Raw genomic sequence first — 16287 nt, 5'->3', positions numbered from 1 at the left:
TAAAGGGAACAGAGTTTTCCGCTTGGTCCGTTTGTAACGCCGTTGAGTGCAAGCCAGTTGGCTCTTGGGGTATAGGGGACTGGGACGGCGGGAAACCCGGCCCTTTACAACTTCAGGAGGTAACACTTTGAACACCAACAAACGTTTCGATCAGTATCCCCTTCGGGATGAGCTCCTCAGCGCCCTCAGGCGCAAGGGGTTCGAGCATCCCATGCCGGTTCAGGTCAGCATGCTGGAGGACCCCACCCTGGTGGACGGGGACCTCATAGTCCAGGCCAAGACCGGCTCCGGCAAGACCTTGGCCTTCGCCCTCCCCCTTCTCAACCGAATGGAGTTCGGCGAGAGGTCCCCTAAGGTGCTGGTCCTCTCCCCCACCCGGGAGCTGGCCCTTCAGACCGCCCGGGAGTTCCAGTGGCTGGGTTACGACCTCAGGATCCGGGTGGCCTCCCTGGTGGGTGGCATGGACATGGAGAGGCAGGTCAAGGCCCTTCGAGAGGGGGCCGCGGTGGTGGTGGGCACCCCAGGGCGGGTGCTGGACCACATAAGGCGGGGAACCTTCCGGGCGGACCTGGTGGAGAGCCTGGTGCTGGATGAGGGGGACCACATGCTGGACCTGGGCTTCAAGGACGAGCTGGAGGACATCATGGCCGCCATGACCCAGGTGGAGAGAAGCTGGCTCTTCTCCGCCACCATGCCGGAGGAAGTGGTGACCCTGGCCAAGCAGTACCTGGACGCCCCCCGGAAGATCTCCCTGGTGGAGGACGCGGCCAAGCATGACGACATAGTCCAGAGGGCCTACATAATACCCGCCAGACGGCGGTTCGAGGGGCTGGCCAACGTGCTCCTTTTCGAGAGGCCCCGCCGGGGGATCGTGTTCTGCGCCACCAAGCTACAGACCCAGGAGCTGGCGGAGCGGCTATGCGACGAGGGCTTCAAGGCCTCGGCCCTTCACGGGGACATGACCCAGCGGGAGAGGAACATGGCGCTGGAGAACCTGCGCCGTGGAAGGAGCCAGATCCTTGTGGCCACCGACGTGGCAGCCCGGGGGCTGGACATAAGCGGCGTGTCCCACGTGATCCAGTTCGGCCTGCCCGGGTGCCTGGAGACCTTCATCCACCGGAGCGGCAGAACCGGCCGGGCGGGCCAGGAGGGCCGCAACCTCATCCTACTCACCGCCCGGGAGGCGGGGGAGTTCCGGGGGATGATCCGGGGCACCTCCCTGGAGGTGGAGTGGCTCCCCGCTCCCGACGCAGAGGAGCTGGAGTCCCTCACCCGGGCGGAGATCGAGCGCTGGTGCTTGGAGAACCCCGCCGAGGGGGAGGACTACATGGACTGGGCGGAGGAGATACTCCAGCGGGAGGACGCCCAGCTGATCGTGGCGGGGCTGCTCAGCCGCTCCTTCGAGGGGATCCCCAAGGGCTACTCCATCCAGGAGGACGTCCAGGCGGAGATGGCCAGGAGCCGGAGAGCCGACAGGCCAAAGGCCCGGGACCAGCGACCCCTTAGGAAGCTGGTGTCCGGCTCGGTAACCATGCGCTTCTCCTCCGGAAGGGAGGACGGATGGGAGGTGGGCCCCCTGCTGGGGGCCCTCTGCAGGGGGCTCGGAATACGGCGGGAGGACGTGGGCAACATAAAGCTTAAGGACCGTTGTGCCTTCGTGGAGCTCTCCCCCTACGCGGCATCCCAAATAGAGCGCCGGAGGGACAACCTGGCCAGGGAGGGGCTGGATGGCTTCTCCAGGTCGGAGCCCCGCCAGAACCATGGGACCCAACGGCCCAGGACCCCGTCCAGAAACCGCTACTAGGACCGGAGCTCATCATGTGATAACCTCCCGGGTAGATCCTGCCCGGGAGGTTTTTTAAATGCGCCACATGCTGAAGCTGATCCCCCTTGCGCTCCTGCTGTGCACCCTAACCAGCCCCGTCGCCCTGGGGAATGAGGTCCGTTCCAACGGGCCCGCCGGGGCCTTCCTGGAGCGATACTTCAGGCCCTGGACCCAGGAGGCCCGGGAGGAGAACTGGACTGGATGGTACCAGGAGATCCTGAACGGCCAGCACCTGGGGAGCAACCTGCGGCCCGTGGACCGGAGCACCAAGGAGGCCTGGCTAAACCGGGCCCTCTCCGCCGCGGCGGTGAACCTGAAGGGAATCTCCATCAAGGAGGCCCACCTAAGGGTCCTGCCCACCGAAGAACCGCTCTTCGAGCCCCCCGGGGGGCCTAAGACGTCGTACCCCTTCGACCGGCTACAGAACGGCACGGTCCACCCCATGGAGCCCCTGTCCATCACCCGCCGGGGTGAGGGGTGGCTACTGGTCACCACCCCCTGGGCCTCCGGCTGGGTTCGGGAGGACGCGGTGGCCATAGTGGACCCTCCTCTGATGACCCGGATCATGAGCATGCCCATGCTGGCGGTGGTGAGGGACCGGACGGTAATAACCTACACCTCCGGGATCTCCGCCCTGGAGGCCCACATAGGCGCCCTCATCCCCATGGGGGAGGACGGTGAGCCAATGGTGGTCCGCTGGGATCCCTCTGAAGGTACCGCCTCCCTGGTGCCCGCCCGGGCCCCCGAGGGGACCCTCAAGCCCTTTCCGCTCGAGCCCAGCCGGGAGCTGCTGTCCCAGATCGCCTCATCCATGCTGGGGCAACCCTACGGCTGGGGGGGCCAGAACTGGAACCGGGACTGCTCCTCCACCACCCGGGACATCTTCACCCCCTTCGGCAGCTGGATCCCAAGGAACTCCAGGGGACAGGGGGACCTGCCCGGCGTGGACCTGTCCAACCTGGGGAGGACGGCCAAGGCCAGGATCATAGTCGAACGGGGGGTACCCTTCATGACCATCCTCTACATGCGGGGGCACGTGATGCTCTACACCGGCTCCCAGGGCCTCAACCCAACGGTGCTACACAACATCTGGAGCGTGAAGCGCGGAGGGCAGGAGGAGGTAATAGGCCGCTGCGTGGTAACGGACCTGAACATCGGGGAGCCACCGCTGATAGACCGGGTCATCAAGATGGTCTTCCCCTGGTTCCCTCCGGGGGTGTGCTATACTTCTCCCTAAAAAATCCAAGGGGGGATCTGGGTTGGAGCAGCGGATAGCCCTTCTGGGGTGCGGCAACGTGGGCAAGGCCCTGATAGGGATACTGAACCGTAAGGGACGGCACCTGGAGGGGGCATACGGGGTCAGGATGAGGCTGGTGTACGTGGGGGATCCCCGAGTGGGGGCCGCGGCGGATTCCCAGGGGCTGGACCCCGGGGCGGTCCTGGAGATGCTGGACCGGGGGGCCCTGCCCGAGGCCTTCCGGGGGGACGTGTCCGAGGTGGTGAAGTCCATGGGCGCCACGGTGGTGGCGGACGCCACCCCAACGGACCTCCGGACCGGGGAGCCGGGGCTCTCCAACGCCCGCGGGGCCCTGTCGTCCGGGGCCCACTTCGTGACCACCAGCAAGGGGCCCCTGGCGGTGGCGGCCCGGGAGCTGGAGGAGATGGCCCGGGAGCGGGGGCTCAAGTTCCTCTACGAGGGGGCGGTGATGAGCGGGACCCCCCTGATAAGCCTCATAAGGAACGGCCTGGCGGGCTGCTCCATATCCAGGATAGAGGGGATCCTCAACGGCACCACCAACTACATGCTTACCCGGATGGCCCAGGGACTCAGCTACCCGGAGGCCCTCGAGGAGGCCCAGGATCTGGGGTACGCGGAGGCGGACCCCACCGCCGACGTGGAGGGCTTCGACCCGGCGGTCAAGCTATGCATCCTAGCCTGGGTGGCGTTCCGGCGGGAGATAGGGGTTGACCAGGTGGACCGCACCGGCATATCGGGGCTGACCGGGGAGCAGGTGGAGAGGGCGGCGAGATCCGGCCGGTCGGTGAAGCTGGTGGCGTCCCTGTGGACCCAAGGGGAGTCGATAATGGCCCAGGTGAAACCCCAGGAGCTGGAGGCGGACCACCCGCTCCACGGGATCGGGGGGGCGGTGAACGCCGCCACCATCTGGACCGATCACCTGGGAAAGGTCACCGTCTCGGGTCCCGGTGCGGGGCGGGACGAGACCGCCCAGGCGCTCCTCACGGACATCATCTCCATAGGCAGGGATTGATCACAAGGAAGGGGCCCGGGCTTCACCCGGGCCCCTGGACCCATTACTTGACGGGACGGACCACCACAGACCACTCGGGACCGGAGGAGACCTTGTGCTTGTCGGCGAAGCTGTCCATGTTGAGGGCCAGCGACAGGTTCATGAGGCTGTTGTAGTAGAGAAGGGGCTTCCCCTCCGGCACGTCGCCGAAGGTGTCCGCGAACGGCACCGTGCCCCTATATACCTCCTTGCCCTCCTTGAGGATCCTTACCTCGTAGAGCTTCCCCTTGGAGGGCTTGAAGCTATCGAACAGATCCGCCCCTATGTTGGTCCACACGTTGCCGTACTGGACGTCCAACACCGGTATGGTGCCCAACGCCGCCCCGTCCTTGATCTCCGCCCTCTGATAGGGGATCCGCACCGGCTGACCCTTTAGGAGGGGGCCCACTTCCTCGAAGGATATCTTGCCGGAGGCGAGCTTGGCCCCCGTGTAGGCGAAGAGATCCCGGCCGTGGAAGGTATAGGACCGCTCGGAGCCCTTCAGTCGGTGCTTGGTCTCGTCTATGGTCCTGACCTGGTCAATCCCTATGGAATCCATGATCAAGGTAACCGTGCCGTTGTCCGGGGTGACCACGTAGTGTCCCGACTTGGTCCTAACCACCACAGGCTTCCTCTCGGTGCCCACCCCGGGATCCACCACCGAGACGAAGACCGTGCCCTTGGGCCAGAACTCCAGGGTCTGGTAGAGGCGGTACGCCCCGTCCCAGATGGAGAAGGCGGGGATCTCGTGGGTAAGGTCGAACATCGGAAGATCCTGATCCACCCCGAACGCCACCCCCTTCATGGCGGACACAGCCCCGTCCTTGAGGCCGAAGTCCGTCTGGAACACCAGCGCGGTCTTGGCCTCACCGGCGCAGGCCAAGAGGGCCACCAAAAGAAACGATAGGACCAACCCCCTGATTCCCTTTCCTAACCTCATCATAGATCCCCCCTATTACATGATTTTCATCTATATCTAAGCCCTGCCGGGCCTACTTTAAAGATACGGTGACGGTCCCCTGGGCCTGGACCTTGGCGTGCATCCCCTGGGAGTCGGCGGAGACGCCGATCACCCCGAAGCTGGTGGGGCGGAAGTCCAGCCTGGCCCCCCCGTAGCTGAGCCCCGACAGGGCCCCCTGAAGGCCCTGGCTCAGCTGGTCAAGCTGATCCCCGATGGGGAAGCGGAGCACGTCCCTCAGGGCGGGGGCCACCGAATCGTTCAGGAACGCCAATGCCCCGTCGGACTCCACCTGAAGGTCCTCTATGGCCACGGTCCTGGTGGCCACGTCGTAGGAGGGGCGCCCCACGAAGTTGACCACCGAGTCGAAGGGGGATCCCTTGCTGTCGGTTCCTATCAGCTGGGCCCCCAGGACGAACCGGTCCTGGCGGCCGGTCATGCCGAACCTCTCGAGCCTAGCCACCCCACCGTCGGGCATCCGGATGTCCCGAGGGGTCCAGTTCTTGGCTATCAGGGAATTAACAAACGCATAGTGAATAGTGGCGGGGAGTATCACCCGGAAGGTGCCGTCCCCGGCGCCGCTGGACAGATTTGGCAGGGGCGCCACCGATGGACGGCCGGGGAACGCACCCCCAACCACCCTCATCCTGGCGTCCAGCCCGGCGGACATGAGGATCCCCTTGGACGTGACCTGAAGGGGGGAGGCCCAGAACCGCTCCGGCCGAGCCACCAGCCACAGGATGTCCCCCTCCCCGATGGGAACCGGCTTCGAGAGGGCCCGCCATAGCTCGTCCGCCCGGCGCCGCAGGTTCAGCTTTTCGTTCAGGATCACATCGAGCCGCCCCTTCCTCTGGGCGACCCAGTCGTTGAGGACCCGATCCGCCACGGGCTGGAAGGACACCCGGAAGCCCATCATGTTGACCGCCGGGGGCTTCCTCCAGGCTATCCGCACCTCCGGATCGGTGGCCACCCGCCAGTCCGGGGTTAGCCTCGGGCGGCTTATAACCGTGGCCACCAATTCCCCGTCCGCGTTGGCGGACACGGGGATCCCAACCCCGCTGCTGAAGGTGACGCTGAAGTAGAGGGGGACATCCATGGCCACCCGGTCCCCCATTCGCCTCACCACCGGCCTCCCCTTGCGAGTCACCACGTACCTCACGTTGCCCGACAGGGGACCCTGGGAGTAGGTCTCCCTGCCATCTATGCGAAGCGGGAGCTTGGAGTCCGCCAACTCCGCCAGCTCCCCGTAGGTGGCCTCGAATCGAACCGCAAACTGCGACAGGGTCCCAGCCTCCTCCGCCCCCTGGGCGGCGCCACATATCATCAGGCCCAGGCACAGGACCAGCAGGGCAAAAACGCTACCTACACGAAACTTACCTTTAGGTTCCACTTTTCAAGCTTCCTCCCTCTTGGCGAGGCGCCACCTTAGCGCCCCATACCTGGCGTTGCCTTCCTGGGTGGATACCGCCCTCTCTATGGCCCTCCTGGACCCCACCAGGACCGCCAACCGCTTGGCCCGGGTCAAAGCGGTGTACAGCAGGTTTCGCTTCAACATAACAAAGTGCTGGTCCAACAGGGGGACCACCACCGCCGGGTACTCGCTCCCCTGGGACTTGTGGATGGTGAGCGCATAGGCCAACGCCAGGTTGACCTCCGCCTCCCGGCGGATCTGAACCCTTCGCCCCTCGAAGTCCACCAGGAGCCCCTGGTCCACCTGTCCCTCCACCACTCCTATGTCGCCGTTGTATATCTCAAGGTCGTAGTCGTTCTTGAGCTGTATCACCTTGTCCCCCCGCCTGAATCCCCCCTCTCCCCGGCGGAGCCTCTCCCCAGAGGGGTTAAGCACCTCCTGGAGGCGCAGGCAAAGGTTCCTCGCCCCCGCCTCCCCCTTATGCATGGGGGTGAGCACCTGCACGTCCCAGGGCGACAGGCCGGTGCACCGGGGGATCTCGTAGCCCACCAGGTCCACCACCGCCTCCGCCGCCAGGGACGGATCATCCTCCTCCACAAAGGCCACGTCAAGCCCCTGCGATAGGGGTGGTAGCTCCAGGGTACCCCCTTCGAGGATCCGGTAGGAGTTCCGGATTATTAGGCTCCTCTGGGCCTGCCTAAAGATCTCCTTGAGCTCCACCTTGGGGACCGATCCGGAGGATATGAGGTCCTTGAGGACGCTGCCGGGACCTATGGAGGGGAGCTGGTTCGAGTCCCCCACCAGGACCAGGGAGGCATCCTCCCCGATGCCGCTCAGGAGGCGGTGAAACATGGGGAGGTCCACCATGGAGAACTCGTCCACGATCACCACGTCCGCCTCCAGGGGTCTGCTGCGCCCCCTTCCGAAGCGGTTGGACCTGGGGTCGTACTCCAGGGCCCGATGCAGGGTGTAGGCCTCCACCCTGGTGACCTCCGCCATCCGCTTCGCCGCCCTGCCGGTGGGGGCCGCAAGAAGCACCCGAAGGCCCATCATCTGGCATAACCTCACGGTGAACCTGAGAAGGGTGGTCTTTCCGGTCCCGGGTCCACCGGTTATGACGAAGATCCGGTGGGAGAGGGCCCCCTTCACCGCCCGGCGCTGGGGCTCCTCCAGCCTTATGCCGAACTGCCCCTCCAGGGCGGTTATCATCCCCTCCAGCTCCCAGCCCAGCCTCGCCCCCGAGGACGCGGCCATGTCGCGCACCGCCCCGGCGGAGGCGGCCTCCGCCCTGCGGAGGCCCGGCAGGTAAACGCACCTGAGCCCCCCAAGCTCCTCGGCCTCCAGCATGCCCAGGGTGCAGAGAAGCTCGAGCCTATCCTCCACCCCGGAGTCCACCGCCAGGAGCCGACGGGAGCGCTGGAGCAGCTCATCCCAGGGCAACATGGAGTGCCCCTCCTCCACCGCCCTCCTCATGGAGAAGAGGATCCCCGCATCCAGCCTCTCCGGCGCATCCCGGCATATGCCAACCCGCTGGGCTATCCTGTCGGCGGTGACGAACCCTATGCCCGCCACGTCGTAGGCCAGCTGGTAGGGGTTAGATCTGACCACCTCCGCCGCCAGGTCCCCGTAGATGCGGACTATCCGGTCCGCCAGGGCGGAGCCTATGCCGAAATCCAGCAACTGGAGCACCGCCTGACGCCTCCGGCGGTGCTCCTCCCAATGCAGGCGAACCTCCTCCACCCGCTTGGGCCCTATCCCGGGTATCTCCAGAAGGCGTTCCACCCGGTTGTCCAGCACGTCAAGGGTCTCCTCCTTGAAGTGCTCCACTATCCTCCGGGCGGTGGAGGGGCCCACCTTGGGTATCACCCCGGAGGAGAGGTAGCGAACCAGCCCCTCCAGGGAGGAGGGCATGGCCATCCGCACGTCCTCGGCACAAAACTGCCGGCCGTAGCGCCGGTGAACGGTCCAACGGCCCTCCATGACCAGCCGCTCCCCCGCCATGGGGAGCGGGAAGGCCCCCACCACGGTAACCACCTGCCCATCGGAGACCACCACCGAGGCCACCGTGTAGCCCGTAACCTGGTCCCGATAGGAGACCTCCAACACCTCCCCCTCAAGGCGCTGGAGCAACTACGCCTCCCCTCCCCGGGATCCCAAGGGGTACCTGTCCATTATGTGGATCATCACCTTGTCCACGTCCCTCATCCCCTCGGAGTTCACCCTGGCCACGTTCTCCACGCTCTCCTCGAACAGGTCCGATAGGACCCCCTGGGGCTTGAACATCTTGATCCCCTGGACCGCCCACCGGGCCGCCAGGTAGGCCTCGTAGGACCCGGTGCCCACCTTGAGGGCGCAGCTCTCCTTGGCCCCGTCGCAGAGCATCCCCGCCAGGTTGGCCAGGACCATCCCCATGGCCTCCTTGACCTCCTCAAGGCCTCCCCCCATGAGGAGACACATGCCCGCCGCAGCTCCGGCGCCAGCCGCCACCGAACAGCCGCAGACCGGGGAGAGGCGCCCCAGCCGCCTCTTTATGAAGCTGGTGGACAGGTGGCTGAGGGCCAGGGCCCGGGCCACCTGGGACCTGGAGGCCATGAGCTCCTCTCCCAGGATGGCCACCGGCAGTATGGCGGTTATGCCGTGGTTGCCGCTGCCGGCGCTGCTCATCACCGGCATCTGGACCCCCCACATCCGGCTGTCCGCTGCGGCGGTACAGTAGGCCCTTATCTTGAGCCCCACGTCCCCTCCGGCGGACACCTCCATCAGGCTCCTGCCAAGCCCCAGGGACCTGCCGTCGCCGGATAGCCCAACCCGGGCCACCGCCATGTTCATTTCCACCCCCCGGAGGAGGAAGTCCTCGTCCTCCGAGTCCAGGTGATCCACCATCCCGAAGGCCTCATCGTAGGAGGACGGCAGCTCCTCCACACTCTCCTGGGAGCTGCCCTCCGACTGGGCCTCGTAGACCGTGCGCCCGTCCAGCATCACCTTGGCTATCCTGTCGTGGCTCCCGGACACCAGGCAGACCGCCTTGTGGGTGGGGGTGAAGACCGCGGACAGCACGTAGACCCCGCTCCTGCCCGGGTCGCATACCACGCTCACCCTCTCCTCGTCCACCCACCCCCGGGCCCTCTCCACGTGGGCCTCGGTGGTGTCCTTCAGGACCTCCAGGCCGTAGGAGGACCTGCCCACTATGGCCCCCAGGGCCGCCGCCAGGGCGTTGCCCTTGGCCCCGTTAGCCCCCGGGATGCCCACCGCCATGCCGTTCTTGTAGATGCTGGTGCTCACCGTTACCCTGACCGCCGCCACGTGCTCCCGGTCGCTCAGTTCCTCACAGGCCCTGGCGACGCTCAAAGCCACCGCCCCGGGCTCGGTACACCCCAGGGCGGGACGAACCTCCCTACGGAGGAACGACTTGATTGAAATGACCAAAACGATCCGTCTCCCCTCTGTACTAGACCAGATGCCTTATCCTCCCGCCACAGACCGTGAGCCCCACCTGGATCCGCCCCACCTGGTTGGGATCCACCCTGAATGGGTCCTCCATGAGGGCCACGAAGTCCGCCGCCTTGCCAACCTCCAGCGACCCCCTCCGACGCCACCGGCCGCACACCTTGGCGGCCCCGCCGGTGTAGAGCCAGAACGCCTCGGATATGTCCAGCCTCTGATGGGGCATCCAGCCGTGCTCGGGCTCCATGTGGGAGTCCATCCGGGTCACCGCTATCCTCATCCCTTCCAGAGGATCCGAAGGGCCGTAGGGAGCATCGGACTCCCCCGCCATGGCCACCCCCCGCTCCATCATGTCCTTCCAGGCATAGCTGTTCCTGGCCCTGTGGGGACCCAGGCGGCCTAGTATTATCTTCCAATCGTTGGCCAGGAACAAGGGCTGTATGTCCGCGGTCACCCCCATCTGGGCCATCCGGGAGTAGAGGTCCGGGTCCCCCACCTGGCAGTGGAGGATCCGGGGGGGAAGCCCGGAGGCGGACCCTACCCCAACGGCCTCGAAACACTCCACCGCCTGCTCCAGGGCCCGGTCCCCTATGGCATGGCAGGCCACCTGCAGCCCCAGCCTGTCCGCCTGGGCCATGAGGGACCTCAGGTCCCGGTGATCGAAGGCAAGGAACCCCATCTCCGACGGGGCATCCGAGTAGGGCTCCCTCAGCGCCGCGGTCCTGGCCCCTATGGTGCCGTCCAGCACCAGCTTCACCGGGCCGGGATGACACCACCGGGGCTTGAAGGCCTGAAAGAGCCGCAAGGCCTCCTCCAGGTCCTCCAGGTCCCCAAGGGACGATACCCGGAATATGGGATCGATCCTCAAGGGTAGCCGGCCCTCCTTGTCCTCCCCCAGGTAGAACTCCACCATCCGCTTGAAGCTCCCGAAGACCGACAGGTCATCGCTCTGCACCCAGGTGACCCCCCGGGACAGCAGGGCCCCACAGGCCTCCTTGAGGTAGCCCCGCAGCTCCTCCTCCGAGGGCTCCGGCAGGCGGGATCGGACCCACATGAGGGCCTCCTCGCTTACCACACCGGTGGGCACCCCGGACCTATCCACCTCCACGAAGGGGCCCGCCACGGCTGGGGCATCCATCAGCCCCAGGGCCCTCAGGGCCGCGCTGTTCAGCACCCCAACGTGCCCGCAGGCCCTCTCCAGGAAGATGGGCAGGTCCCGGCTGATCAGGTCCAGGTCGTGCCGGTTGGGGAAGCGCATCTCCTCCAGCATCTCCTGGTCCCATCCCCAGCCTATGATCCACCCGGATCCCACCTCCTCCACCCGCCTCCTGCCCAGGCCTATCAGCTGGGATATGGACCTCACCATTCGCAGGTCCAGGGACGACAGGGACCGGCCGTACTCCATCAGGTGAAGATGGGTGTCCCCGAAGGCGGGGAAGACGAAGGCCCCCTTGAGGTCCAGGAGGGGGGTCCGATGGTCGCAGCGGGCTATGACCTCCTGGTCGCTCCCCACCAGTTCCACGATCCCATCCCGGGCGAACAGGGCGGTGGCCCTGCCGGGGGGAGCCAATGGGTAGACAACCGCGTTTATTATCCCTATGGTAGCCCCACGATCCATCGGAACCCTCCCCTTCGGTTCAGTGCACTCTAGATCTAGATGAGGTTACAACCCCTTGACCCACCTGACCAGGGGCCTGACGCCGAAACCGCTGGCCCCCTCCACCAGGACGCCCCGGGTCTTCTTTACCGCATCCACCCCCGCTATGTCCAGGTGGGCCCACTTGACCGAGTCGGACACGAACTCCTTGAGGAACAGGGCGGCGGTTATGGCCCCCCCGTACCTGGATCCGCAGTTGGTCATGTCCGCCACAGGGGACTTCAGCTCCTCCTTGAGCTGCTCATCGTCAATGGGGAGCCGCCAGACCCTCTCACCGCAGGAGCGGAACGCCACCTCCAGCTGGGACGACAGGAGGTCATCGGGGGTGAAGAGCCCCGCGGTGTTCTCCCCCAGGGCAACCACGCAGGCGCCGGTTAGGGTGGCCACGTCCACCACGTGGTCAACCCCCTGGGAACAGGCGTAGTGGAGCGCGTCCGCCAGGGTCAGCCGGCCCTCCGCATCGGTGTTAACCACCTCCACGGTCTTGCCCGAGTAGGTCCTTATTATGTCATCCGGCCTGTAGGAGCCCCCGTCAGGCATGTTCTCCACCGCCGCCACCACCACGTGAAGCTCCACCGGCAGGTCCAGCTCACAGGCGGCCAGGAAGGCCCCCAGCACCGTGCAGGCCCCGGACTTGTCCCCCTTCATGGTCCTCATTGAGTCCCCGGGCTTTATGTTGAGCCCCCCGCTGTCGAAGGTGAGCCCCTTCCCCACCAGGGCCACCTTGGCCTTGGGGGAGTCAACCCGGCGGACCAGGTGTATGAGCCTTGGGGGGTTGGCGGACCCGGCCCCCACCGCCAGGATGGCGTTCATGCCCATCTCCCTCATCTGGACCTCGTCCAGCACCCGGGCCTCGCAACCGCAACGCTCCGCCAGCTCCAGGGCCCTCCTGGCCAGCTCCGAAGGGGTTATCACGTTGCCCGGCTCGTTGGCCAGGTCCCGGGCGTAGTTCTGGGCGGCCCCCAGAACCGCCCCCTCCGCCATGGCCTGGTGGTCACCGGCCATCACGTGGACCCGCGAGGGGAGCTTGAACCTCTCGTCCGGGTCCTTGGCCTTGTAGCGGTCGAACCGGTAGAGCCCCAGCACCGCCCCCTCCGCCACGGAGACGCTGCGCTCCCGGTCCATGAAGGAGGAGACCACCGCCACGGACTCGCAGCCCTTGGCGGCCAGGGACCTCAACCCCTCCGCCACGGAGGTCATCACCTCCACCGATGATGCCCCACCAACGCCGGCCATGGCCACCCAGAGGCCCTCGGGGGAGAGGCCAAGGGCCCTATCCTTGGGCTTACCCTTGAGGGTCTCCGCCGAGGCCAGTGCGGAGGCGAAGGCGGGACAGCCGGGGAACGCGGGGGCCTCCCCCTCCCTCACCAGCACCAATACCCCTTTGACCCCATCGGGCAAGGTGGAACCGCTGAAGCATACGAAATCCATACCCATCTACCCCCCAAAGATTTTTGTTTTATGATACACCCGAACCCGGATGAATGTATCATAAAACTCTCCATGGCGGGGAGCTCAATGGCGGGGCCGCGCCCCCAGGGGGCGGATCGGATCATAAAATTATGGCCATGCGGACCGGCCCACCTTCCCCGTCTTCAGCCCGGACCACCTCCAACCCCACCACCCTCAGGATGGACCCTCCGGGGACCGGGCCGCTAAAAAAGTTACTAAAATTTTCCTCAGCCCCATCCAGGGGTAGCCCGCACTGTTCCAACAGTTTCAGCGCGTCCCCCAGATCCCAGGACCTGGACCTCCTAAGGCTCACCCCGCCTCATCCCTTGCGGCCGGTGATGAGGGCGCTGCCGGCGGCTCCGTCCACCAGGGGTAGCTCGTCATCGGATAGATGGGGGAACAGCCCCCGGGCCTCGGATGGCGAGAAGGAGTAGACCTTCACAACCCGTACATCCACGTCCTCGAACCCGGCAATGCGGACCTGGCGTTCCGCCTCCTCCACCGGCAGGGCGCCGGCGATGCACCCGGTCCAGGCGGAAACGCTGCGCAGAACCGCCTCCGGCAGGGGGCGCAACAGCACCACATCGGATATGGCGAGCCGCCCCCCATGCCGGAGGACCCGGAAGGCCTCCCTAAACACCCGGCCCTTGTCCGGGGACAGGTTCACCACACAGTTGGAGATAACCACGTCCACGCTCCGGTCCGGAAGGGGTATCTCCTCCATGTGCCCCTTGATGAAGATCACGTTCTCCAACCCGGCCCTCCGTCGATTCTCCTCCGCCCGGGCAAGCATCTCGTCGGTCATGTCCAGGCCGTACACCCGGCCGGAGGGCCCCACCTTCAACGCCGCCAGCATCACGTCAAGCCCCGCACCGCTACCCAGGTCCAACACCACCTCCCCGGGCTTAAGGGACCCAATGGCGATGGGGTTCCCACACCCGAAGGTGGGTACATCCATATCCCTAAGTAGCGGGGGAAGGTCCTCCGGGCGATAGTTGCCCCCGGTTATCACATCCGGCCCCCCACCAGAACAGCACCCACCGGAGGCACAGCAACACCCCCCGGCGATGGCCTCCGCGTATTTCCTCCGCACTTCATCTCTTATGTCCCCCACGATCCACTCGCCTCCTAACCTTCAATCCAAATTCAGTCTAGACCATCAAAGCGGACCCCTTACATGGCAACCCTCGGGAGATGTGCCATCCAGTACCTTGAGTAGCAACTTCAATCCACAGAAGACCATCCTGCGCTCGTCCTCCGAGAGGAGTGTGAGGGCGGATTCAAACCACTCATCCATGCTCCGCTCCACCCCACCAACCAGCTCCCAGCCTTCTTCGGAGGGTGTGAGTGTAACCCGTCTACGATCCTCCGGCGACAACTCCCGTTTGAGCAACCCCAGAGACACAAGCCGATCCACCAGGCGGCTTGCGGTGCTGCGGTCCAGAAGTAGCCTCTCCGCCAGGTCGGACACTGACAGGCCTGGACAGCTGGCCACCTCTAATAGGGCATTGCATTGGGCCAGGCTCATGCCACAGCAACGGGCCTCCTCCCGATCCAATACCCCAAGGAGGCGGAGAAGCTGCCTTAGGTCCGCCCTAAGGCGCCTTACCGCATCAACATGCCCCGGAATATCCTTTTTCAACCGGACCACACCTCCATGGCAGGCTAGCCAGCCGGGCGGCAATTTGATTGCATGATACAATCATTGCATTCACCACGCAATCCCTCACCCATCATGTCACGGAAACGTTAGAATATATTAGAGTTTACAAATCTATCGGATCCGTATATTATATTCGTTTGGGATTTGGACGGGCCCAAATACCCAACGGCTGATCCCATCGAGAGGGGGACCATCAGGTGTACGACGTGATAATGGTTGGAGCCGGCCCCGCCGGCATCCTCGCCGCCCGGGAGCTGGTCAAGGCGGGCAAGCGGGTGGCGGTGGTGGACAAGGGGAGGGACATAGGGAGCCGTCACTGCCCCCTAAAGGAGGGGAAGGTGAACCGGTGCGTCCAGTGCAACCCCTGCAACGTGGTCTGCGGCTGGGGTGGGGCAGGGGCCTACAGCGACGGCAAGCTCACCCTGACTCCCGAGTTCGGAGGCAACCTGGAGAGCTACTGCGGAAGGGAGGAGCTGGTCCGCCTCATAGGCCAGGTGGACCGGGTCTACGTGGAGCACGGGGCCAGCCAGGAGCTCTTCTCCCCGGACTCCAACCTGGCCATGAGCGTCATGGACCGAGCCAGGCGGTCCGGCCTACAGGTCATACCCGCCACCATAAGGCACATGGGGACCGACAGGTCCAAGGACATCCTCTCCAGCATAATGAGGGAGTTGGAGGGGGGGGCTGACATAATCCTCGGTAAGGCGGTCTCGGAGGTCCTGGTGGAGGACGGTCAGGTCCTGGGGATCCGCCTGTCGGACGGGACGGAGCTAAGGTCCCGGATGGTGATGCTCGCCCCCGGCAGGGAGGGGGCCCCCTGGATGGAGGAGGCGGTCCGGAGGCTGGGGCTGGAGATCGAGTCCCTGCCGGTGGATATAGGGGTGAGGGTGGAGATCCCCGCCGCCTGGGCCAAGGAGATAACCGACCAGTTCTACGAGATAAAGGCCATCTTGGACACCCCCACCTTCGACGACAAGGTGAGGACCTTCTGCATGTGTCCCAACGGGGAGGTGACCACCGAGTACCAGACCCACCACGGGATCCTCACCGTGAACGGTCACTCCAACCGGGACGAGGACAAGAAGACGGAGAACACCAACTTCGCCATCCTGGTGTCCACCCAGTTCACCAAGCCCTTCAAGGATCCCAACGGCTACGGGAGCCACATAGCCCGGCTGGCCAACATGCTGGGGGGAACCGTGCTGGTCCAGCGGCTGGGGGACCTCAAGAGGGGCCGCAGATCCACCCACGACAGGATAGCCCGGGGGCTGGTGCGGCCCACACTGAAGACCGCGGAGCCCGGGGACCTCTCCTTCGTCCTCCCCTACAGGCACCTCAAGGGGATAATGGAGATGATCGAGGCATTGGACTCCCTGATGCCGGGCATAAACGGCAACCACACCCTCCTATACGGGGTGGAGGTCAAGTTCTACAGCCTCAAGCTGGCCCTCTCCAAGGACCTGGAGACCAATATAAGGGGCCTCTACGCCGCCGGCGACGGGGCTGGGGTAACCAGGGGGGTCATCCAGGCCTCCGCCTCGGGCATCTGGGCCGCCCGGGCCATGCTGAGGAAGCTATAGCTCCATCCC

General features: G+C 65.4%; 12 protein-coding genes. 4 read left to right on the top strand and 8 right to left on the bottom strand.

All coding sequences use genetic code 11. From position 1 onward, the window contains the following. Positions 1-127 precede the first annotated feature (127 nt). From TACI_RS02545 to TACI_RS02535, 3 genes are read left to right on the top strand one after another with little or no spacing between them, the layout of a single operon-like run. On the top strand, positions 128-1804 hold the full coding sequence (locus tag TACI_RS02545) for a DEAD/DEAH box helicase (protein WP_012869260.1): 1677 nt from the start codon (positions 128-130) through the stop codon (positions 1802-1804). Between the two features lie 58 nt (positions 1805-1862). Continuing rightward, positions 1863-3062 carry a C40 family peptidase gene (locus TACI_RS02540; protein WP_012869259.1) on the top strand — a complete coding sequence of 400 codons (1200 nt, stop codon included), beginning with the start codon at positions 1863-1865 and terminating at the stop codon, positions 3060-3062. A 22-nt stretch (positions 3063-3084) separates the two neighbouring features. Further along, positions 3085-4095 (top strand): homoserine dehydrogenase, encoded by a 1011-nt coding sequence (locus tag TACI_RS02535; RefSeq protein ID WP_012869258.1) that lies wholly within the window; start codon positions 3085-3087, stop codon positions 4093-4095. 43 nt (positions 4096-4138) lie between these two features. Here the strand turns inward: TACI_RS02535 and TACI_RS02530 are convergent, their stop codons facing one another. The 8 genes from TACI_RS02530 to TACI_RS02495 form a co-directional block, all read right to left on the bottom strand. After that, positions 4139-5053, bottom strand: a complete 915-nt coding sequence (locus tag TACI_RS02530; RefSeq protein WP_164925113.1) for an SAM hydrolase/SAM-dependent halogenase family protein — start codon at positions 5051-5053, stop codon at positions 4139-4141. Positions 5054-5105: 52 nt separating this feature from the next. Then, positions 5106-6461, bottom strand: a complete 1356-nt coding sequence (locus TACI_RS02525; protein ID WP_012869256.1) for a DUF4403 family protein — start codon at positions 6459-6461, stop codon at positions 5106-5108. Between the two features lie 3 nt (positions 6462-6464). Continuing rightward, the gene (gene recD2, locus TACI_RS02520) at positions 6465-8612 is read right to left on the bottom strand and encodes an SF1B family DNA helicase RecD2 (protein ID WP_012869255.1); all 2148 of its coding nucleotides are present in this window, start codon (positions 8610-8612) and stop codon (positions 6465-6467) included. After that, a complete protein-coding gene (locus tag TACI_RS02515; RefSeq protein ID WP_012869254.1) occupies positions 8613-9908 on the bottom strand; it encodes an L-cysteine desulfidase family protein in 1296 nt (431 codons plus the stop codon). 22 nt (positions 9909-9930) lie between these two features. Beyond that, positions 9931-11544: an amidohydrolase gene (locus tag TACI_RS02510; RefSeq protein ID WP_012869253.1), complete on the bottom strand. Its 1614-nt coding sequence runs from the start codon at positions 11542-11544 to the stop codon at positions 9931-9933. A 45-nt stretch (positions 11545-11589) separates the two neighbouring features. Further along, positions 11590-13014 carry a leucyl aminopeptidase family protein gene (locus TACI_RS09400; protein WP_012869252.1) on the bottom strand — a complete coding sequence of 475 codons (1425 nt, stop codon included), beginning with the start codon at positions 13012-13014 and terminating at the stop codon, positions 11590-11592. 340 nt (positions 13015-13354) lie between these two features. Continuing rightward, complete coding sequence (gene arsM / locus TACI_RS02500) at positions 13355-14149, bottom strand: arsenite methyltransferase (protein ID WP_012869251.1); 795 nt, start codon at positions 14147-14149, stop codon at positions 13355-13357. A 45-nt stretch (positions 14150-14194) separates the two neighbouring features. Continuing rightward, positions 14195-14677, bottom strand: coding sequence for a MarR family winged helix-turn-helix transcriptional regulator (locus TACI_RS02495; RefSeq protein ID WP_012869250.1), 483 nt, complete (start codon positions 14675-14677; stop codon positions 14195-14197). Between the two features lie 218 nt (positions 14678-14895). Here TACI_RS02495 and TACI_RS02490 point away from each other — a divergent pair, with 218 nt between their 5' ends. Continuing rightward, positions 14896-16278 carry an NAD(P)/FAD-dependent oxidoreductase gene (locus tag TACI_RS02490; RefSeq protein ID WP_012869249.1) on the top strand — a complete coding sequence of 461 codons (1383 nt, stop codon included), beginning with the start codon at positions 14896-14898 and terminating at the stop codon, positions 16276-16278. The last annotated feature ends 9 nt before the right edge of the window (positions 16279-16287 follow it).

Origin of the sequence: Thermanaerovibrio acidaminovorans DSM 6589 (genome assembly GCF_000024905.1) — a bacterium.
In the GTDB taxonomy this organism is placed as follows: Bacteria; Synergistota; Synergistia; order Synergistales; family Synergistaceae; genus Thermanaerovibrio; species Thermanaerovibrio acidaminovorans.
This window is presented reverse-complemented; position numbering and strand designations above follow the sequence as displayed.